At 42.9% G+C, this 19,513-nt stretch carries 20 protein-coding genes; 8 read left to right on the top strand and 12 right to left on the bottom strand.

What is annotated here, in order from left to right:
- Positions 1–482: 482 nt before the first annotated feature.
- From ACFPZG_RS18680 to ACFPZG_RS18645, 8 genes are all read left to right on the top strand, one after another.
- On the top strand, positions 483–1,322 hold the full coding sequence (locus ACFPZG_RS18680; protein WP_381428357.1) for an ABC transporter ATP-binding protein: 840 nt from the start codon (positions 483–485) through the stop codon (positions 1,320–1,322).
- 12 nt (positions 1,323–1,334) lie between these two features.
- Positions 1,335–2,078: an ABC transporter permease gene (locus tag ACFPZG_RS18675; protein ID WP_283733724.1), complete on the top strand. Its 744-nt coding sequence runs from the start codon at positions 1,335–1,337 to the stop codon at positions 2,076–2,078.
- 52 nt (positions 2,079–2,130) lie between these two features.
- On the top strand, positions 2,131–2,589 hold the full coding sequence (locus ACFPZG_RS18670) for a LytTR family DNA-binding domain-containing protein (protein ID WP_283733723.1): 459 nt from the start codon (positions 2,131–2,133) through the stop codon (positions 2,587–2,589).
- Entirely contained in the window at positions 2,586–2,996 is a 411-nt protein-coding gene (locus ACFPZG_RS18665; protein WP_283733722.1) for a DUF3021 domain-containing protein, read from the top strand. The genes ACFPZG_RS18670 and ACFPZG_RS18665 overlap by 4 nt, the downstream gene beginning before the upstream one ends.
- 95 nt (positions 2,997–3,091) lie before the next feature.
- On the top strand, positions 3,092–3,928 hold the full coding sequence (locus ACFPZG_RS18660) for a metallophosphoesterase family protein (protein WP_283733721.1): 837 nt from the start codon (positions 3,092–3,094) through the stop codon (positions 3,926–3,928).
- A gap of 174 nt (positions 3,929–4,102) precedes the next feature.
- Entirely contained in the window at positions 4,103–4,696 is a 594-nt protein-coding gene (locus tag ACFPZG_RS18655; RefSeq protein WP_283733720.1) for a TetR/AcrR family transcriptional regulator, read from the top strand.
- Between the two features lies 1 nt (position 4,697).
- Positions 4,698–5,393: an SGNH/GDSL hydrolase family protein gene (locus ACFPZG_RS18650; RefSeq protein WP_283733719.1), complete on the top strand. Its 696-nt coding sequence runs from the start codon at positions 4,698–4,700 to the stop codon at positions 5,391–5,393.
- An 11-nt stretch (positions 5,394–5,404) separates the two neighbouring features.
- Positions 5,405–6,223 carry an SDR family NAD(P)-dependent oxidoreductase gene (locus tag ACFPZG_RS18645; RefSeq protein ID WP_283733718.1) on the top strand — a complete coding sequence of 273 codons (819 nt, stop codon included), beginning with the start codon at positions 5,405–5,407 and terminating at the stop codon, positions 6,221–6,223.
- A 67-nt stretch (positions 6,224–6,290) separates the two neighbouring features.
- On the opposite strand, the gene ACFPZG_RS18640 is transcribed toward ACFPZG_RS18645, so the two are convergent.
- The 12 genes from ACFPZG_RS18640 to ACFPZG_RS18585 all read right to left on the bottom strand — a co-directional run bounded on the left by ACFPZG_RS18640 (position 6,291) and on the right by ACFPZG_RS18585 (position 19,397).
- Positions 6,291–8,906, bottom strand: coding sequence for a YfhO family protein (locus tag ACFPZG_RS18640; RefSeq protein ID WP_317940561.1), 2,616 nt, complete (start codon positions 8,904–8,906; stop codon positions 6,291–6,293).
- Positions 8,903–9,271, bottom strand: a complete 369-nt coding sequence (locus ACFPZG_RS18635; protein WP_283733714.1) for a GtrA family protein — start codon at positions 9,269–9,271, stop codon at positions 8,903–8,905. The genes ACFPZG_RS18640 and ACFPZG_RS18635 overlap by 4 nt, the downstream gene beginning before the upstream one ends.
- Positions 9,261–10,226: a glycosyltransferase family 2 protein gene (locus tag ACFPZG_RS18630; protein WP_283734566.1), complete on the bottom strand. Its 966-nt coding sequence runs from the start codon at positions 10,224–10,226 to the stop codon at positions 9,261–9,263. Before ACFPZG_RS18630 ends, ACFPZG_RS18635 begins: the two co-directional genes overlap by 11 nt.
- 41 nt (positions 10,227–10,267) lie before the next feature.
- The gene (locus ACFPZG_RS18625; protein WP_283733713.1) at positions 10,268–11,092 is read right to left on the bottom strand and encodes a carbohydrate ABC transporter permease; all 825 of its coding nucleotides are present in this window, start codon (positions 11,090–11,092) and stop codon (positions 10,268–10,270) included.
- Between the two features lie 13 nt (positions 11,093–11,105).
- On the bottom strand, positions 11,106–12,041 hold the full coding sequence (locus ACFPZG_RS18620; protein ID WP_317940560.1) for a carbohydrate ABC transporter permease: 936 nt from the start codon (positions 12,039–12,041) through the stop codon (positions 11,106–11,108).
- Position 12,042: 1 nt separating this feature from the next.
- Entirely contained in the window at positions 12,043–13,137 is a 1,095-nt protein-coding gene (locus ACFPZG_RS18615) for an ABC transporter ATP-binding protein (RefSeq protein ID WP_317940559.1), read from the bottom strand.
- Between the two features lie 21 nt (positions 13,138–13,158).
- On the bottom strand, positions 13,159–13,977 hold the full coding sequence (locus ACFPZG_RS18610; RefSeq protein ID WP_317940558.1) for an HAD family hydrolase: 819 nt from the start codon (positions 13,975–13,977) through the stop codon (positions 13,159–13,161).
- Positions 13,978–14,040: 63 nt separating this feature from the next.
- A complete protein-coding gene (locus ACFPZG_RS18605) occupies positions 14,041–15,339 on the bottom strand; it encodes an ABC transporter substrate-binding protein (RefSeq protein WP_317940557.1) in 1,299 nt (432 codons plus the stop codon).
- 371 nt (positions 15,340–15,710) lie between these two features.
- Positions 15,711–16,331, bottom strand: coding sequence for a LysE/ArgO family amino acid transporter (locus tag ACFPZG_RS18600; protein WP_317940556.1), 621 nt, complete (start codon positions 16,329–16,331; stop codon positions 15,711–15,713).
- 104 nt (positions 16,332–16,435) lie between these two features.
- Entirely contained in the window at positions 16,436–17,632 is a 1,197-nt protein-coding gene (locus ACFPZG_RS18595; RefSeq protein WP_317940555.1) for a class I SAM-dependent rRNA methyltransferase, read from the bottom strand.
- Between the two features lie 112 nt (positions 17,633–17,744).
- Positions 17,745–18,341 carry a hypothetical protein gene (locus ACFPZG_RS18590; RefSeq protein ID WP_283733707.1) on the bottom strand — a complete coding sequence of 199 codons (597 nt, stop codon included), beginning with the start codon at positions 18,339–18,341 and terminating at the stop codon, positions 17,745–17,747.
- A gap of 333 nt (positions 18,342–18,674) precedes the next feature.
- Positions 18,675–19,397 carry a MerR family transcriptional regulator gene (locus tag ACFPZG_RS18585; RefSeq protein ID WP_283733706.1) on the bottom strand — a complete coding sequence of 241 codons (723 nt, stop codon included), beginning with the start codon at positions 19,395–19,397 and terminating at the stop codon, positions 18,675–18,677.
- Positions 19,398–19,513 lie beyond the last annotated feature (116 nt).

Raw genomic sequence — 19,513 nt, 5'->3', positions numbered from 1 at the left:
AAAACGATTGTGGATTTGACCACAGCATCAATGTTTGAATTCATTACAGAGTCTTTTAAAATATCCATATTTAGGTTAAAATTAAGTTGGGCCATTTTCCATTCCTCCAAATGTTTATCGTGGTTGAAAACATTTTATCACAAGGGATGGAAAAGGCCTTTTCCTATTTACACAATTATATGGACTTAATCGAAGAACGGTCCCTTGCGCAAAAGAATGGACCTTGAACTGGAAAGAATGGGCCCTTGCGCAAAAGAATGGACCTTGAACCGGGAAGAACGGTCCCTTGCGCAAAAGAATGGACCTTGAACTGGAAAGAATGGGCCCTTACGCAAAAGAATGGACCCTGAAACGGTTGCCTGTGATGAGCCAAAGATTCCAAAATAAGCATAAGTCTTTCAAAATCGCGCATAACTCACCCGAAGTCGATCATAATCCTCCCAAACTCGCGCATAACTCCAAAGACGCTACGCTCGCTGCAAGTGACAGGTGTTTTTTTGCAACTGACCGTGGAAAAACGACCGGTCATCGAAAAGCGGCAGACTGATTTGGAATGGCTGGATATAGTAAGAGTACAAAGAACAACGACGGAGGGATTACGAATGGAAATTGTACGCGTAAGCAATCTGCAAAAGACGTATGGGGACAACAAAGTGTTACGGGGAATTGATTTTACAGCGAATGCAGGAGAAGTCATCGGAGTCATCGGTAAAAACGGTGCAGGTAAATCAACATTTTTAGAAATACTAATGACGTTGAAACCATATGACAATGGGAATGTCGCAGTATTGGAAATGGAATTGCAATCCTTATCTACAAGCCAGCTGGAACATATCCGAAAAGACATTTCAGCGGTTCTGCAGCCGACACAGTTTTACAAAACACTGAAAGTGATCGAGTTGCTGAAACTATTCAAAGCGTATTACAACTCAAACGTCGATATCGAACAGATCGTCTCGGATTTCAAATTGGGGCCACACCGGAAAAAGTACTTCGATAAGCTTTCAGGCGGATGGAAGCAAATTGTCAGTTTGGCAATCGCCTTCTTATCCGAACCGAAATTGCTTATCTTGGATGAACCAACGACAGGTCTTGATCCGCATATGCGCAATACGCTTTGGACGTATATTGCTGACTACAACAAACGTACAGGCGGCACGGTCATCTTGACGACACATAATATGGATGAAGTCGAAATGTACTGCGACAAAGTGATGCTCTTGAACGATGGCGTCAACGAAGTGTTTGATTCGACGGAAGGGATTCTTTCCACAGGATATAAATCAATCAACGAATTTTACTTATCAAAAGTGTCTATATAAGGGGGAATTTAAATGTTAGCGACTCAATTGAAGTACGATATGCTCATGTTTACACGGGAAATTTTCTATATGGTGTTCACAATCATCGTTCCGCCGGTCACATATTTGTTCATGGGGCAACTTTTCGGAGATGTTATGTATGCGGGTAATCTTAATTATGCCGAAACGTACACCCCTTCCTTCATTTTACTCATCACATTCGGTGTCATCTTTTTCGCATTCGGGTTCGACCAAGTGATGAACCGGACGACAGGAGTAGAGAAACGGATCAACTTATCGCCTGTTCCAAAAAGGACTTTGCTGCTCTCCAATATTTTAAGATCAATCATCATTACGAGCATCGGCTATTTCCTAGTGTTTTTCATCGGAATGATTGCCTACGATCTTTCATTCCAACCGTTGAATTTCGTATTATCATTCGGGGTCTTTATTGTTTTGAATGCAGCATTGCTCGTCATTTCATCAGCAATCTACTCTCTATTCACAAGCATGAATGGCGCATTGGTCTTTTCGATTGTCATCTTTCAAGTAGTCATGTTCACTGGCGGATTCACAATGCCGATCAACATGATGCCGAAGTTCGTGCAAATAATTGCCGACTTTAACCCCATCTATCATATGAATCAATTATTCATAGCAGTATGGAACGGACAATTTGTATGGAATAACAGTTCCCTGCTTTCCATCGGTTTTATTATAGGCTGTGTCATCATTTCGCTGGTCGTCCTTCGTTTTTCGAATAAAGCGAGAAAATAATCTCTAACAAATGGTACGATATTGAAAGTACCGATTTGGGGGGATAGATGAAATGAAAGTTTCATTGGACATCGATAGTGATTATGAAGAGACAAAAGTTACAATCCATTGCAATGAAGTGGATGATTCGATAAAAGAGATCCTTGATTTTTTAAAAGGGAAGAAGACGGAGTTTCTCGTTGGAAGAGATGGCGAGATGCAACATATTTTGAAGCCTGATGAAATTCATTATTTCCATACGGAGAAGGACGGCGTCATGGCGGTGACGGCGGAAGGCTCCTTTTCTTTGAAGGAGAAGCTGTATGAGCTTGAGGAAATACTACCTTCTACAAAATTCATCAGGCTATCAAAATCAGTTATCGCCAACTTGCATGAACTGAGCCGATTCGAAGCGTCATTCAACGGTACGCTCGTCGTTCACTTTAAATCGGGGGCGAAGGAATATGTGTCGCGGACATATGTAAGCGGCATTAAGGAAGCATTGAAAATGAACAGGAGGAAAAACGGATGAAGACGTTTATGACAAGAAGCTTATTAGGCATCTTTTTCGGCTCATTCTTAGGAGTAGTTACAATCTTAGCGGTTGTATATATTGGCGGGAAAGACACGTTGGATGCGGCAATCCTCGCGAAAAACCTGTTTGGCACGGTATTCTGTGGTTGGTTTTTCACGGTGACGCCAATGCTGTTTGAGAATGAAAAACTGACATTGCCGGTGCAAACAACTTTGCATTTCCTCAGCGTCACTGCGTTATACTTCATCGTTGCCTTCGTAATAGGATGGATTCCATTCACGTTGAAAGGTTTCATCAGCATGCTCAGTATCTTCATTGTATTCTATTCGATAATTTGGTTCGCCTTTTACATGTATTTCAGGAAACAAGCGGAGAGATTGAATGCGGAGCTGAGGGAGTTGTAGGTGTTTGATTTTACACTCTTTTAACAAGATAGCCATATGTGCTTTACATTCTGCCGGTATGATGAAGTAGAATCCAATTTGAGAGGAGCATTCCATTGAAAATTGCATTGTTCAGTGATTTGCATTATCCGGCAGTCGATGAAAGAGTACCAGGTTTGTTAGAGGCACGGGCATCGTTTTACAAAGAATTCATTGATCAGTTTTTGGAGATTGACGCACGTTTGCACGTTTCTCTCGGAGATTTGACCAATTACGGCATGGCGCACGAATTGAACAACATCTATTCACTGATTGGCGATTCCCGTGAATTCATCCATGTATTAGGGAATCATGATAATTACTCTTTGACGAAACAGGAACTCCTTGCTTTGACGGGACAGAAACAGTACCATTCATTCGAGACGGAGCAGGCAGTGTTCGCATTTTTGGATACAGCTCGAGAATTGGATTATGACTGCTGGGGCGGCTGGATGGATGACGATCAATTGGAATGGTTTGAGAACGTCATTCAAAATTCAGGGGAAAAGCCGTTGCTCGTGTTTGCACATCATCCTGTGTACAACACGACAAAAGGATCCGAACTGAACAATGGGTCCATCCATCCGAGCATAGATATGCGTAGATTATTAGAGCAGAAGAAAGGCATCGGCATGTTTTTCAATGGCCATATGCATTGCGATTCGATTGTGAAAGAAGGTAACTGGACTTTCGTTCAAACTGCAGCTTGTTTAGATGAGCAATCTTTCCGCGTTATTGAAATACAGGATGAGCAAATCGTCGTGGAATCCATTCATTTGGATGATGAGACACTAATACAGAATGCTGCATTAATTTATGAAAACATGAATCATTTCACTCACCGTCCGAACGCGAAAGGCATCGATGAGGACCGGAATTGCACGATTTCATTGCTGCCATCATTTGTACAATAAATAATACATTTCCTTTTTGTAGTATAACTATGAGAAGAGCAACTTAAATTGTTGCTCTTTTTTATTTGTGTCAATTTATCGAAAAGTCAATTATACATATATACATTTGGATAAATAAATCATAAAGTAGAATTAGAACAGTCGTTCAATTTAACGGAAGGAGATCTTTATGGATTGAGTAGGCGTTATGACAGCGAAGAGGCAAAACGAATTATTAGGGAAAAAGCATTTGAATTGTTTTCACTGAAAGGCTACAATCAAACCTCGGTTGGAGATATTGCTAAAGCTTCTGGATGCAGCAAAGGCCACATTTACTATCACTTTGAAAACAAGGAGAAGCTATTTGTCCTATTGGCTCAGAATTCCATGCATCAATGGTATACCAAATGGATGGAAAACGAATCAAACTATTCATCAGCCACTGAAAAGTGGTACGGGATGGCCAACCATGTTTTGTACAATTATCAAACACCATTGCTAAAGGCAGGACAGGAATTGGGCGCCAATCCTACATCATCACCGGAATCAGTCCAAAAGTTATACGAGCTTGCAGTGGTGCCAATGAGCACTTATCGCTCAATCTTTCTAGAAGGAATTGAACGCGGGGAGTTTGAAAACGGAAACGTTGATGAATGGACTGCACTATTAGGGACTTGGCTTGGGGGACTATGTCAATTGACGAATACACAGCCATTACAGTCACTTGAGCCTTTATTTGAACAAGCAATCACCATTTTTTTAAGTTCAATAAAGGAAAGGGGAAAATGACATGAAGATCGCATTAATCGGTGACAGTTTAACCGAGGGGCGTCCAGGTGTTTCATTTGCAAATATGTTAAAAGTGAGATTTCCAAAGGATTTGTTTGTGAATCTCGGAAAACCTGGGGAAACGGTAAAAAGTCTATATAGTCGTTTAACAAAAACTGGATTAGATAGTGATTTTGATTTGGCATTTGTTTGGATTGGTACAAATGACGTGTATTCAAAGCTTTTGAGTGTTAAGGCACAACCAGTAGTCAAGGATTTTGAGGAATTTAGAGAGGTTTACCAACAGTTAGTAGAAATCGTCATTTCTTCTTCCAAAATGGTAGTGTTGGTTTCACCTGCTTTAGTAGGTGAACATTTTGATAACCCTTCCAACAAGGAAGTTAGAGAATTATGCACGCTGGTCAAATCATTAAGTGAAAAGGTACACGTACATTATTTGGATTTTCATGCCGTTTTTGAAAAAGCATTAGCTAACGAGGACAGTTCGGATTATATATCCACCAATCCTTTTCGAGTCATGTTTGATGTGTTCTTTTATAAAAATGAAGACAGAATTGATCAATTATCAAATCGGCGTGGTCTGAAACTAACATTGGATGGACTACATCTGAACAGTGCCGGAGCAAAAATCGTTTCGGATGAATATGCCCATGTGATCAGTAACGCAATTTCCCCAACAATTTTGAAAGGTTCCTGAGGGATTTACCAATGGATACGATTAGAAAAGTAGCGATTGTAACAGGCGGAGCTTCAGGTATTGGTAAAGCACTTTGCAGAGAACTCATTACACAACAGGTGTTTGTCATCATAGCGGATGTAAATAGGAGCGAAGGAAAGCTTGTGGAGGACGAACTTAATCGACAAGCGAACTGTTCGCGATATGAATATGCAAATGTAATCGATCAAGCAAGTGTAGAAGAGTTAGTAAGAAACACTTTCCAAGAATTCGGCAGACTGGATTATCTATTTAACAATGCCGGGATTACGATGTACGGCGAGTTATTTGATGTTTCAATAGATGACTGGAAACATATTATAGACGTCAATCTATGGGGAATCATTCATGGAACGCAGATTGGTTATAGCATCATGAAAGAGCAAGGCTTTGGCCATATTGTCAATACGGCATCGGCAGCAGGACTGGGCCCGTCTCCTCTGACTGCGGCATATTCAGCAACGAAACACGCTATCATCGGACTTACAACTTCTCTACATTATGAGGCAAAAGAATTTGGTGTGAAAGTAAGTGCACTTTGTCCCGCATTTGTAGATACACCCATTTTTTCAAATGCTATTGCAATTAACATTGATAAGCAAAAAATGGTTCAGCAACTACAAAAACAAAAGTTGATGGCCCCTGAAAAGCTGGCTAAGATTGCAGTAAAAGGCGTTCATCATAATACTCCAATAATTTGTCCGATGCCTATGCGACGAACAATGGACATCTTTTTTACGCTGTTCCCACGAGTCCATAGCAAGCTGATGGATTATGTTTGCAAGATAGGGAGAAGAGCTCGAATTTCATAGGGGTTGCGAGCACGATGTAGAATTTCTGCACAGAATGAAGAAATTCTACAAATCGCACCCAAAATTATTAAAAGGTTGCCTTTGCAGCCTTTTTTTTTCTCCTATTCCAATAAACCGAAAACAAAATCGACAGTATACTAATTCCAACGGATGGCCAGAAATAAGGCGGGTAGTACGTCAATTCGATTTCATTCTTCCCGTTCCCGAGTTCAATGCCCGTAAAGGCATAATTCGCCTGTAGAATCGGTGTTTTCTCGCCATTCCGTTTTGCCGTCCATCCCTTCTCAAATGGAATCGGGAGGAGGATATGAGAATCCCCTTTTTGATTGTCCAACATGATTTTCGCCTTGCTACCGTTCCAGCTCACTTCGATAGGCGCTTCCTGGTCACTTCGCGCTTTCACTGCTTTCAGCAACGAATAGTCTTCCGTGTACATTGAAAAGTCGTTCAGGTCATACTTACCTTTCGGCACCCGGATAGATATCCGTTCCCCGGACGGCACTCTGATCGTCAAGTCATTGACATTCGTCCGATAGATGGAGTCATTTTCCTTCCGTTCAGTCGTAAACCCGTTCACTTTCAAATTGAAAGCCTTATCGTTCGATTTCCGTTGAATGAAGAACGACAGGAAGCTGTCTTCCTTCAAATCGTTTCCCCCCATGACGACATCGAGCCCCCCCTCGCCTTCCGTCACATGCAACACCCCATCCTCATACGTTGCATTTACAGGTTCAAACGCGACTTCGTTAACGACATTTACAACCTTAGGAATTTCCTCACCATTAATGACTGGTAAGATGATTCCTTGTAACATTGCGTGCTCTTTTACAAGTGCGGGCGCATCTTCGAGATCCTTTTCGGAATACAAAATCGAAGTCGTCCGGGCGAACGGAAGGAGGTAGTCATTTTTGTATGCTCGGTACTCGCCTTCCCTTGCGATTTCCGTAAATCCGAACGGAACCGGATCGCCGCCTTCCTTCCGAATTGCATAGCTGCCATTTAAGATGCTATACAGATTCGCCCGATCGCCGAGAGAGGCATATCTACTGACACTCTCCCGCCTCATGTCGATATGAAGATCCTGTAAATAAAAGAACAGCAGATGCTTGTTTAAAATGCTCGAGTAGACACTCATTCCATTGAAATTTTGGACAATCGGCGTATTGTTCCTCGTTTCAATCATCCAGTCGATCCTCGCGAGCGGATTCGTTTCAGCGGCTTGTATGTTCCGGATAAGTGCCCGCTGATCCACCCCGTAATAATGCTCACTCTCCATATATTCCCTCGTGATGCCGTAGACGGGCCCTTTATTTTTGCCATTGTCCCGATACGTCAACTTTTCTTCCTGGAACATATTCGCCGTGAGTACTGTTGTGAATAACAGAAATGCAATCATAAGCCAGGTTGTCCACCGCTTTTTATTCCAAATAAAAACAAAGAACAATGCAATCGTGATTCCTGCACAAATAAGCAAATAAGACTCATACATTGGCATTTTAAGCTTCGGATCGAACGTGTAAAACACAATATATAGCCCGGTTGCAATGATTGCGGAAATGACGATATTTTTCAGATGCAACGTGCGTAACTGTTGAAGTGCTGCAGCCGCTGTACCTCCCACAGCAAGTGAGAGATAATGCTCCCATCGGTATTGCGGCGCCGAAAAGCCGTTGAACATGCTGCCGATGAACGGGCTATAATGCAGGATGCACAGCACAATTGTACTAAAAGCAAAAAAACGGAATGCACGATTTTTATAAAGAGGAATCATCAATAGGCAAAGCAACACGAAGGCAGGGAGTATGACAATCCTTCCATGGAGCAGCAAGTTATCAACCGCTCCGAATAGAGGAATGGCATCCTTATATTCCGGCCTGAAATTGTTCAAATATCCGTAGACGGACGGAATGAAAAACGGAGCACTTATTCCCGCTCCAGCAATTCCGCCGACGAGAAACAACTTCACTTGCTTCCCCTTCTCCGTCTCTTCGATGAAAAGCGGGAACAGCCAACGGAAAAGGATGTACAAAAAGGCGAGCAAGAAATTCACATACGCAAAATAGAAATTGTCAATCATATTGAGTGCGACCGCGGAGATGAACATGCCACATTTCCCGTTTTGCATAATCCTTTCCACGCCGATCAGCAACAACGGAAAGAACAGCATCGCGTCGGCAAAAAACTCCCAATATGTCACATGCCTAAAATAAATGACACTTGTGCCATAAAGGACGGCGCCTATAAAAGCTGGAATAGAGTGGAATCGGATCGTCCTGAAAAAGTATGTAGTAAGTGCAATAATGCACGTCATCCTCAAAATGCTAATGACAATGAGCGTATTTGCCCAGTAAAACAAGTCTGGTGTCGAGATGGCTCCGACTTTCTCAAGTAAGAAAGTGACGAGCACGGTCACGATAAAGACGATCGACGTCGAAAAATAGTAACCAAGCTGCGAGAACACGCCGCCACCAAGCCCAAAGCTTTCCGAGTAGAAAAATTCCCCGTTCGTATACAAATTATAAAGAAAATACTTGAACGGAATCATTTGGGATAGGCCATCGTTCAACCCCGTCATATAACGCCCTTTCAGAAATTCCGTCAAAAAGAAAAGATGGCTAAGGACCGCGATAAAAATGCTTGCGGCCCATATAGAGACCCATTGATATGACCTTTGTCTATTCATGCGGCTTTTAGCACCCTCCCGGTTACAACGAACGTTATCGGTACGGTCACGACCAAGGCGGCGAGTGGTGCGATGCTGCTATTCATGCGCAGCCACTCGACCAAAACGAAGATGACGAGGAACGTCACGACGATATTCACAAATTGCGTGATTGGAAACAGGAAGAACTTTTTCCACGTCGGCTTAACGCCGAATGTGATATAGCTGTTCAATAAAAATGAGACAGCCATGCTTATGGCAACCGCGGTAAAATGGGCGATCACATATTGCATATGCAATACATGCAATCCGCCCAAATAGAGGGCGTAGTAAACGCTCGTATTGACAACTCCGACGATAAAAAACGCATTGAACTCACGAACCATGGATTGTCGCCCGTCCTTCCCGTTTCGATTCAATGCTCGTTTGCTGAACTAAATAATGCGGGCGCTTTTTTGTTTCATTGTAGATTCTTCCGATGTATTCTCCGATAATTCCTAGGGACAGCAATTGCACTCCGCCTAAGAAAAGGACCGCGGAAATCGTCGTAAAATACCCGGGCACTGCAACTCCGTGCAGAAAAATGCCGACAAGCGTAACAAAAATGTAAATTAGTGCGGATGTCAATGTCGCTAACCCAATGTACAAGCAAAGTCGCAACGGTTTCGTGTTAAACGAAACAATTCCGTCGATTGCATAATTCAACAGCTTCGAGAATGACCATTTCGTCTCCCCGAGCTGACGAGTGACATTTTCATAAGTAATCGTCTTCTGTTCCAATCCAATCCAAGCATACAGACCTTTTGAGAAACGATTGCCTTCGCTAAGCAATAAAAGCGAGTCCACCGCCCGCCTGCTCAGCAATCGGAAATCCCCTTCCCCATCATTCAATTGGACGTCAATCGCTTTATTGACAAAGCGGTAATAGGTGCTTGATAACAGCGAACGCAGATGGGAATCCCCTTTCCGGTTGCGTTTTGCAATCACTTGGTCATATCCCTCTTCAAATCCTTTTAATAACTCGGAAATTAAAGATGGAGGATGTTGCAAATCAGCATCCATCAAAATGACCGCCTGACCTTTTGCATGTTGCAGTCCAGCTATAATTGCAGCTTCTTTCCCGAAGTTCCGTGTGAATGAAACATATTCAGCTTCTGGGTACGTATATTGAATATCCCTAATTTCAATCATTGTCCCGTCTGTACTGCCGTCATCGACGAACAGCACTTCATATTTCATCTGCTGATGCATCATTTCATCTGCAATAGCCTTCATAACGTTAGCAATATTCCCCGCCTCATTATAGGAAGGAATGACAAACGAAATCGTCAACTGTTCCATCTGCTCACCCACTTTCATGGAATTCACTCTGTCTAAGCTACTTATTTCACACCTGTGTAGACGAACGCGCGAATAATCTGCCGCTGAGCGAAGAAGAAAATGAACAGGATTGGAATGACCAATATTAGGTTCCCTGCCATTAAAATATTCCAGGCGACGCCGCCATCCACTTCACGAAGCTTTGTAATTCCAAGCGGCAGCGTCCGGGAAGCATCGGTCGTCGTCATAACAAGCGGCCAGAAATAATCATTCCAATGCGCGATGAAGCTGAACATCCCAAACGTAATAAGGACAGGCTTCGCCATCGGCACCATGATTTTCATAATGATTTTCCATTCACTCGCCTGATCCAACCGGGCGGCTTCCAATAACTCTTCCGGAACTTGCTTGAACGATTGGCGTAAGAGGAAAATCCCGAATGCACTTGATGCAAACGGCAATATTAATGCCCAAAGCGTATCCAACAGCCCCCATGAACTCATCTGCAAAAAGACCGGAAGAAATATGAGTTGTGACGGAATCATCAATGTGACCATCGTCACCCCGAAGAAGAAATTGCTCCCTTTAAATCGATAGCGCGCAAATGCATATGCCGCAGGAATGATCGTCGCAAATTGCAAAATGAGAATTCCGACAGAGACGATCGTGCTATTCATCAAATACTTCAGGAACGGCCCTGAATTCCAAGCTTTAGAAAAGTTCTCCCACAATAATTGGTTCGGAATCCATTTCGGTGGGAACGTCATCGTTTCACCTAATGTTTTAAAAGAGGTGGAGATCATCCAGACGAACGGCATTGCAAAAATGCAAATGAGTAGTAGCATGCCGATTCCATTGACAAACTTCCAAATCGGATTTTTCTTCATGTCTTCCTACCTTTCATGATTGGTAATGGACTTTACGTGAGAGAAGCTTGAAATAAAGGATTGTGAATACACCGACGATGAACAGCAATATGACACCCGCTGTCGAGGCATAGCCGATTTTGAAGAACCGAAAGCCGTTCTCATAAATGTAATAAACGATTGTATTCGTAGAATTGATTGGGCCACCCTTTGTCATGATTGATATCGTTTCGAACACTTGGAACGAGCCGATCAGGCCGATAATTGTCAAGAAGAACAACGTGGGCGACAGCATCGGCAACGTCAATTTGAAAAAGGTGCGTACCTTGCTCGTATCATCAAGCGCCGCAGCTTCGTAAATGTCTTTCGGAATGCTTTGCAGACCAGCTATGAAAATAAGCGTGTAATAGCCGATGCCCTTCCATACTGCCACAATGATAAGTGACAGCAAAGAGGTTTTCGGGTTTGTCAGCCAAGGGATATTAGAGATGCCGAACAGATTCAAAAACCAATTCAGTAGTCCATAATCGGTATCCATGATCCATATCCAAAGCATGGAAATCGATACAAGAGAAATGATATGCGGACTGAATATCGCCCCTTGTACAAATCCGTACATCGCTCCTTTTTTATTCAGCCAAAGGGCTAATAATAAAGAGATGCTGATCGTCAATGACACCGTCGCGAATGAATAAACGAATGTGTTGCGCAATACTTGCTGGAATTTCGCGTCTTGCAGTAAGGCCGTGAAGTTCGAAAAGCCAACGTAGTCCTTGTCCGGACTGACGAAGTTCCAATCAAAGAAACTTAAATAAATCATATAGCCGATCGGATAGAGGAAAAAAAGCGTAAACACGATGATGGCCGGAAAAACCATCATGTAAGGCCTAACCGCCACCCAGTTCAAGGCAGAAAGCGCTGATGGTTCGCGTTTGCGATTTATCATTTCGTTACTATTTGCCAATGTCATATTAGACGCCTCCAACAATGACTGGCTTCGGTTGTTGAGAAACAGCACTGTCTTTTTCGCTGAAACGGATCCGCTCTTTCTGTTCGTCGAAGAAATAGAGCTTTTCGTACGGAATGGCGATTTGCACAACATTTGATTCCATGATCCGGTTGTCGAAGCTTTTGACATTCATCATGCCAGCAACGTTTGACACGGTATAGATTGTTTCCGCCCCTAATGTTTCCGTCGTTAGAATCTCACTTTGCAGCACGACATGATCCGTCCTTCGCTCCTCCGTTTCCCCGATGATTTCAGCATGCTCCGGCTTGAATCCGACGTATTTTACATTTTCGAATAACGTCGGCAATACAGTATTCAAATGTACGCGATCGAGAATATTCATTGGCGGCGTGCCGATGAACTCAGCGGTGAACACATTATTCGGGTCATGGTACATATTCATAGGAGAATCCATTTGTTGTGTGACGCCTTTATCGAGAAGGATGATCTGATCTCCCATCGACATCGCCTCGACCTGATCATGGGTTACGTAGACGAATGTCGTGCCGAGACGCTTATGGAGCTGAATTAGTTCGCGTCTCATCTGCCCTCTCAGCTTGGCATCCAAATTCGAAAGAGGCTCATCCAAGATGAACACTTTTGGCTTTTTCACCATCGCTCTTGCCAATGCGACCCGCTGCCTTTGCCCTCCCGATAATTGATGCGGCTTCTTATCCAAGTGGTCCGTCAAACCGACAATGTCGCTAATTTCCTGAATTAAAGACTCCCGTTCTGCTTTCGGCACTTTTTTATTAACAAGGCCGAATTCGATATTTTTCCGGACTGTCATTGTCGGATAGAGCGCATAGTTCTGGAAAACCATCGCAATATTCCGCTTGCCAGGCTCCAGATTTGTTACACAATCATCGCCAATCCAAATTTCACCGCTCGTAGGTGTTTCCAATCCAGCAATCATCCGGAGGGTTGTCGATTTACCGCAGCCTGACGGACCGACAATTACGGTGAATGAACCGTCCTCGATTGTGAGATTCAGATTGTTCACCACTGTATCCTCATCGAACTTTTTTACGATGTTCACTAATCTGATTTCAGCCATTCCGTTCATCTCCTATTCACTTTATAGCTTTATAACGGATGATTGGTGCAAGAAATCCGCCAACTCTTCCACAGTTTTGACAGTATAATCCCACTCATGTTTTCCAAAATGCGTGTACGGTGAAATGAGGCAAGTCCGTCCCCCGAGTTTTCGTACCGGTGCTAAGTCATTGTATGGATTATCCCCGATGGAGAGGATTTCGTTCGGAGCGAACCCTTCTTTCAATAGCCCTTTCACGATTGTTTCCATTCCAAGCGGCTTTTTCGCGTCAAACACATAATCATCAAACATCGATCCGATATTCAAATACGTGACGAAAGCAGGTCCGGTATCCCCCGGTGTATTCGTCATGAAGATTTTCTTCTTTGTTCCAAGTGCGGCAATGCTTTCGAATAGTGGCGTATGGCGTCTGATTTTAAATGGATCGTCAATCATTTCATAACGAACTTTTTCAAAAGCTTCCGCTCTTCTTTCGCGTGTAATGCCGTATTTTTCGGCGTATAGATTGGCGATACCCCACGGATCCCCTATAAACAAAAGTGAGGCATTTTCCACTATTGGATTTTCATGCTTCTTGCCTTCCCATGAGTAACACGTCGTCGGTATGAATTGATCATGCTCATAAAAGAAATGTTGTTCCCGATCAAAGAAATGGCCAAGCTGCAAAATATGACTGCCATCGAGAATATCGTATGCTTCGGACACGACAGCCCCCATTTTCTCTTCATCTACGATTCCGTCCAATAAATACGTTATATACCGCCCTAAAAAAGCATCGTCCTGATACAACGTCCCGTCCATATCGAAAATTGCCACTTTCACTTGCTTCATCCAGTTCAATGTGATCGTCTCCTTTACGAAAACAGGAAGAGGGGGCTCGATTGCCCATCTTCCCGAATCGGATTATTGTAAGAGGGGATTCGCCAATTTAGCTGCTTTGTCCAACGCTTCTTTTGGTGATAAATCAGGCTCCAGTAAGCTTCTCGTAATTTCATCTGCCAATATCGTCGAAATTTCTGGATAGGCTTGCGCCATCGGACGCGCTTTCCCATATTGCAATTGGTCGACAGCCACTTTGTATTGAGGGATTTTCTTATACAAGCTTTGCATCTCTTCCGAATCAATTGCGGAAAGCCGGCTCGGCAAATAGCCTGTGTATTTACTTGCATAGATTGTCTGTTCCTTTGCTGTCATCCATTTGATGAATTCCCACGCGGCTTGCTGTTTTTCATGCGACAAACCCGCCGTCATAACAAGGTTTGCTCCACCCGTTGGTACACCGCTTATTTTATTCGATGGCATGAATGCTGTGTTCAATTCAAATCCGTTTTCCTCTGCAATCGCCAAGTTATGTGTCAAATTTGCAGTAGATGTAAACATCATTGCAGAGCGGCCGTTTGCAAAATCTTGTGTTGCTTGTGCTGCCGCTTCATCACCGGACAGGATTTTCAAGATGCCCTCTTCCGCAAGATGTTTCCAGAATTCCAACGCTTCCACCCCAGCTGTTCCATTGAATGTTACTTCGGAATCTCCTGCAGCCAACATATCGCCGCCACCGGCTCCAACGAATGCCTCAAAATACCAAATACTTACTGGCATGCTCATGCCGACACTCTTTCCTTCAACAGTCAATGCACGTAAATACTTCTCAAATTCTTTCCAGTTTTTCGGTCCAGCCGGGTCAAGTCCCGCTTCCTTCAACATAGAAACGTTCATGTATAGGATCGGCGTGCTTCGCAAGTAAGGAAGCCCATAGATGTTACCGTCTACATACGAGTTGCCCATCAGACCGGGATTAAAATCTTCCAAGTTAACATCACTGTCGTTTTCGATGAATGGCGTTAAGTTTTCCGTCATTCCTGAACGAGCGAATACGCCCATCGATGCAATTTCATTCAAAGTAACTTCCGGTGCGTTTTTCGCTGCAAAAGCCGCTTGCGTTTTGGAATGAAGGTCGCCATATCCACCTTGGAATTCTGCTTTTACCAACACTTTATCTTGTGAATCGTTAAACATTTTGACTAAATTTTCATTATTTTCCCCAATCTTATCCCCGTACGCATACCAATACGTAATTTCCGTTCTCCCACTATCCGCTGAAGCTTTGTTATTTTTGGCACCTGTACCTTCCTGGTTGTTTCCGCATGCACTTAAGAATAAAACGAAAACGAGCAATGTTATAAATCTGCCAATGTTTTTCAACTTGTCTCCTCCAGTTAACAATTAATGGTTTAGTAGTTTGATTGATAAACTGCCGGGTATGACTGCTCCCTATCCTCCTTTTCAACTCTGATTCCTTACAGCTCATATTCTACTTGGTGACTGTTAAGCAAAAATATTCCTAATGTAAAGAATTATTAAGGTACCTCGGCACAAAACTGTTCAGATTATGCAGTGAATTGTATAAATCAATAAAAAAAAGCCGACGATTAAAGATTCGTCAGCTTTCCATTCGTATTATTATACCGTTTAGTAAATTTTTATGAATGCACCTTGCACAAGTACCAACAAAAAACACTTCTTTTTCACCAGGTTCAAGGGCCTATTTTGGTGATTAGTGTCGATAGATATCTTCAAAAAAATTTGCCAAGTAACCGGATTGCCATATATACTGCAACTCCCCAAACGACGAATGCGGAGACTTTATTCAACAACCCAATGAACTTCCCGCCCGTATCCATCTTGCCAAGTATCCGTCCAGCCATTGCGAGTCCAAAAAACCAGCACCAAGATATGATGATTGTCGTCAAGGTGAACGCAACTCGGGCCTCCCCTGAATAACTCAACGCGTTCGATCCGATAACGCCGATCGTATCAAGGATTGCATGTGGGTTCAATAGAGAGACCGATGCGGCGAACATGATCTGTTTTTTTGCAGAAAACCGTTCCCCTTCTTCCGTTGTCATTGATGGGGTGCTTCGCCAGAGGGAGATTCCGATGAAAATTAAAAACAAAATCCCTACTGCGAAAAGAATCGTCTCCAACCAGCTGAACGTCAAGATGAGCAATGAGACTCCAGATACAGCTGCCACGATTAATATCGTATCGCAAATCCCCGCAGTAACGACGACGGGAAGTGCTTTCATTAACTTTGGCTGCAATGCCCCCTGATTGAACACAAACACATTTTGAGCACCTAACGGTAATATCAACCCTAAGGCCAAGATTGCACCATGCAAAACCGCCTCAATCATCCGCACTCCCCCCTACGCTCTTTCTATCTATTGAACTGTTTTCTTTTAGTAATTGCAATCTTAACAAAAAAACCACCTCCGTACGGGAGATGGCTTCCAATTCCTTATTTCAATTTCTGTAAAATAACAACCTTTAAATAGTTAAATTCAGGGAAGTCGCGATTCGTGCGAAAATCCTTTGGCAATGATGATTCCTCAAGTATTTTGTAACGAGAGTTAGCATCTGCAAATCCTTGATCGATAAACGACTTGAACTTCTTCATGCTGAAGCTTGCATTATTCGTAGAAGCGATAATGATACCGTTCTTTTCTGTGATGGCAATAGCGTCCATTATCAGTGCTGGATAATCCTTCGCTGTACTGAACGTGTATTTTTTTGACCGTGCGAAGCTTGGAGGATCAAGAACTACGACATCAAATTTCAACTCATGGCGTTTCGCATAACGGAAATAATCGAATACGTCCATCACTTTGATGTTTTGTGCTTCGTAATCAATGCCGTTCACGCTGAATTGCTCGATTGTCTTCGGTAGGCTGCGCTTCGCCAAATCGACGCTCGTTGTCTCGCGTGCACCTCCAAGGACCGCAGCAACCGAAAATGCACCCGTGTATGAGAATGTGTTAAGTACATGCTTACCATCCGAATACTTATCACGCAACGCTTTACGCACATCACGTTGATCTAAAAAAATCCCTGTCATCGCGCCATCATTCAAATCGACAGCAAAATTCATGCCATTTTCCTTCACGATAATCGGGAAGTCACCTGGCTCCCCTTTCACGAAATCATCCTGTTCGATGTATTGGCCTTTCGTATCAAAACGTTTTTTCTCATAAATTGCTTTGTAGTCCACAAGCTTGTCCAATACACCATATACATGATGCTTCATGGCGTAAATTCCTTCACTATACCAGCTAACCATGTAATAGCCGTCAAAATAATCGATTGTCAATCCGCCGATGCCATCGCCTTCACCATTGAATGCACGGAATGCAGTCGTCTCGCTATCTTCGAAAAATGACTCACGCCTTGACAAAGCCGCTGAAATCTTTGATTCAAAAAACGCGAAGTCAATCTCCTCGTTGTCATCTCTCGTCAATACCCAACCGATCCCTTTGTTTTGATTGCCATAATAACCTTTTGCAATAAATTTACGGTATTTATCAGTCAGGCGGATGAGCGTACCTTCCTCTTTCAACACTTCCGGGTTCACTACAGCGTCTTTTAAAATCAGCGGATAGCCCTTTTTAAACGCCGCTATACTTTGAGCATTTACTTGTACATCAATTGTTTTCGTCATCGTGTCATCCTTTTTTTTTCGTCTTTTTTTCATTATCGCATGGAATTTGTACAAATGCGAATGGCGCAAGTAGCTGAATGTAAAAAAGCTTCCCGTAATGGAGAAGCTTCATTTAAGCAAGCAATCGAAACGCTAAGCTTTTTAAAAGTCCCACGCGTATTGGACGTTCCGCTTGCGGCTCTCTTACTTTATCTAAATAAGTCTTAAGGGCGCCTTCATAAATTAACTCCAGATGTGGTAGGAATGTCAAATGATGCGGCATTGTTAGGCAGGGTGTTGTCAAAAGACGGTGCGTTTCGCTCTCCTGCATGACCGTTGCCACGAATTGCGAGCAAAAAAATGCTCGTTCACGATGGATCTCTTTATTCAAAGCCACGCCGAACAACCCAATAAAATTATATTTATAAATGCTTTGATTTAATTCGAATTGAACAATTTTCTCACGAATTCGTGTGTATGCTTCCGCTGATACTTCACACCGATACACAGCGCAATCAGCATCCTGAAAAATGCCTTCCGCTACATTTTCTCGAACGAATCCGCCGATGAACGGATTATATTGCTGTTTCCGTCCGAAACTATATATTTCCGTCAATTGCTCGTCAAATGCAATTGAAGCATGATTTAAATCTTCGCGGGTATACATGCCGATTGCCTTTGACAGTAACGTCCCGGTGTCAGTAAGTACAATATAGATTGTTTTTCCCATCTTTCCAACCCCTAACTCATCTCTGTCTACAAGTATGTACAATTTTTCCTGGAAGCTAAACCGTCTGCAGGTGGAAACATTCTAAGACTTAAGTTGTAGGCATGATGTTTGGCGGACAGTTGTGCTTATCTATATCTATTATACGTGTGAACCCCACTTGGAGTTTCACTTCACTAAAGATTTTCAATCCTTGATCGCAAAAGATGTGAGAAAAAAAAGCTGCTGACCTGTTAATGGTTTTCCTATTATACTACTAATCGCGTAAACAAGCTCTTGTTTTTTAAAATAAATAAAAACACCGTAAGAATAGCCTCCTACGGCGCTTTTTATCGGTTAATTCTTCTCTGCATATACTTTCATCGCGTCTCGCATGAATACCGACAAACCTTCCCCAAATTGGTCAATATTCTTCATGAATCGCTCATCTACGACATACATTTCACCTAAGCCGGCAAATGCCTCCAATGAATAGTCTCCAATTTTATTCAAGAAAGTGTACCACTCATCAATAGCTGTTTGGGCTTCGACCGAAGCTGGATCCGTGTGGCGCAACGCCGCAAGCTGGAAATAAATTCGGTTCATCTCCTGTTGTTCTTTCTCGCCGAACTGGGAAACGTTTTTGTTCGCCTTGTCAACCGCTTCATCTCCCCATCGATCCCGCGCTTCCTGTTCATATGAATTCGAACTAAAATCAAATCCTTTAAATTTCTCCTCGTTCGTCATTATCATTTCTCCTTTTTCCGCAAGAAGCGTCTTGTCGATTGTCGCAATCATCACTTCCAATTGTTGTTGCTTTGCAAGCAACATTTCTCGTTGCAGCTCGAACGCCTCCAACCGGTTGAACGATGGACTACCTAATAGCTCCTTAATTTTCTTCAAAGGGAAGCCAACTTCACGAAAGAATAATATTTGCTGGAGGGTCGTCAAGTTTTGATCCGAATAAACCCGATAGCCCGCCTCCGTCACCTCTTCCGGAACGAGTAAACCGATATCATCATAATGATGGAGCGTACGCACACTCACACCGGTCAAATCCGCTACCTCTTTCACTTTCATAGTTCCCGCCTCCCCTCACTATTGACTATAGAGTATGACGTAACGTTAGAGTCAACTAAATTTCCCCTGTGTACTATTTCAAAAATAAGGTAAATGAATAAAGAGCATAACTCGGG

The organism is Sporosarcina thermotolerans (assembly GCF_042658975.1).
In the GTDB taxonomy this organism is placed as follows: Bacteria; Bacillota; Bacilli; order Bacillales_A; family Planococcaceae; genus Sporosarcina; species Sporosarcina thermotolerans.
Note: the sequence above shows the minus strand (reverse complement) of the source record. Positions and strands in the feature narration are given on the sequence as shown.

Coding starts and splice junctions, on each gene's coding strand:
- ACFPZG_RS18675 (WP_283733724.1), top strand. CDS start 1,335: ATGTTAGCGACTCAATTGAAGTACGATATGCTCATGTTTACACGGGAA.
- ACFPZG_RS18670 (WP_283733723.1), top strand. CDS start 2,131: ATGAAAGTTTCATTGGACATCGATAGTGATTATGAAGAGACAAAAGTT.
- ACFPZG_RS18665 (WP_283733722.1), top strand. CDS start 2,586: ATGAAGACGTTTATGACAAGAAGCTTATTAGGCATCTTTTTCGGCTCA.
- ACFPZG_RS18650 (WP_283733719.1), top strand. CDS start 4,698: ATGAAGATCGCATTAATCGGTGACAGTTTAACCGAGGGGCGTCCAGGT.
- ACFPZG_RS18645 (WP_283733718.1), top strand. CDS start 5,405: ATGGATACGATTAGAAAAGTAGCGATTGTAACAGGCGGAGCTTCAGGT.
- ACFPZG_RS18640 (WP_317940561.1), bottom strand. CDS start 8,906: ATGAATAGACAAAGGTCATATCAATGGGTCTCTATATGGGCCGCAAGC.
- ACFPZG_RS18635 (WP_283733714.1), bottom strand. CDS start 9,271: ATGGTTCGTGAGTTCAATGCGTTTTTTATCGTCGGAGTTGTCAATACG.
- ACFPZG_RS18630 (WP_283734566.1), bottom strand. CDS start 10,226: ATGGAACAGTTGACGATTTCGTTTGTCATTCCTTCCTATAATGAGGCG.
- ACFPZG_RS18625 (WP_283733713.1), bottom strand. CDS start 11,092: ATGAAGAAAAATCCGATTTGGAAGTTTGTCAATGGAATCGGCATGCTA.
- ACFPZG_RS18620 (WP_317940560.1), bottom strand. CDS start 12,041: ATGACATTGGCAAATAGTAACGAAATGATAAATCGCAAACGCGAACCA.
- ACFPZG_RS18615 (WP_317940559.1), bottom strand. CDS start 13,137: ATGGCTGAAATCAGATTAGTGAACATCGTAAAAAAGTTCGATGAGGAT.
- ACFPZG_RS18600 (WP_317940556.1), bottom strand. CDS start 16,331: ATGATTGAGGCGGTTTTGCATGGTGCAATCTTGGCCTTAGGGTTGATA.
- ACFPZG_RS18595 (WP_317940555.1), bottom strand. CDS start 17,632: ATGACGAAAACAATTGATGTACAAGTAAATGCTCAAAGTATAGCGGCG.
- ACFPZG_RS18590 (WP_283733707.1), bottom strand. CDS start 18,341: ATGGGAAAAACAATCTATATTGTACTTACTGACACCGGGACGTTACTG.
- ACFPZG_RS18585 (WP_283733706.1), bottom strand. CDS start 19,397: ATGAAAGTGAAAGAGGTAGCGGATTTGACCGGTGTGAGTGTGCGTACG.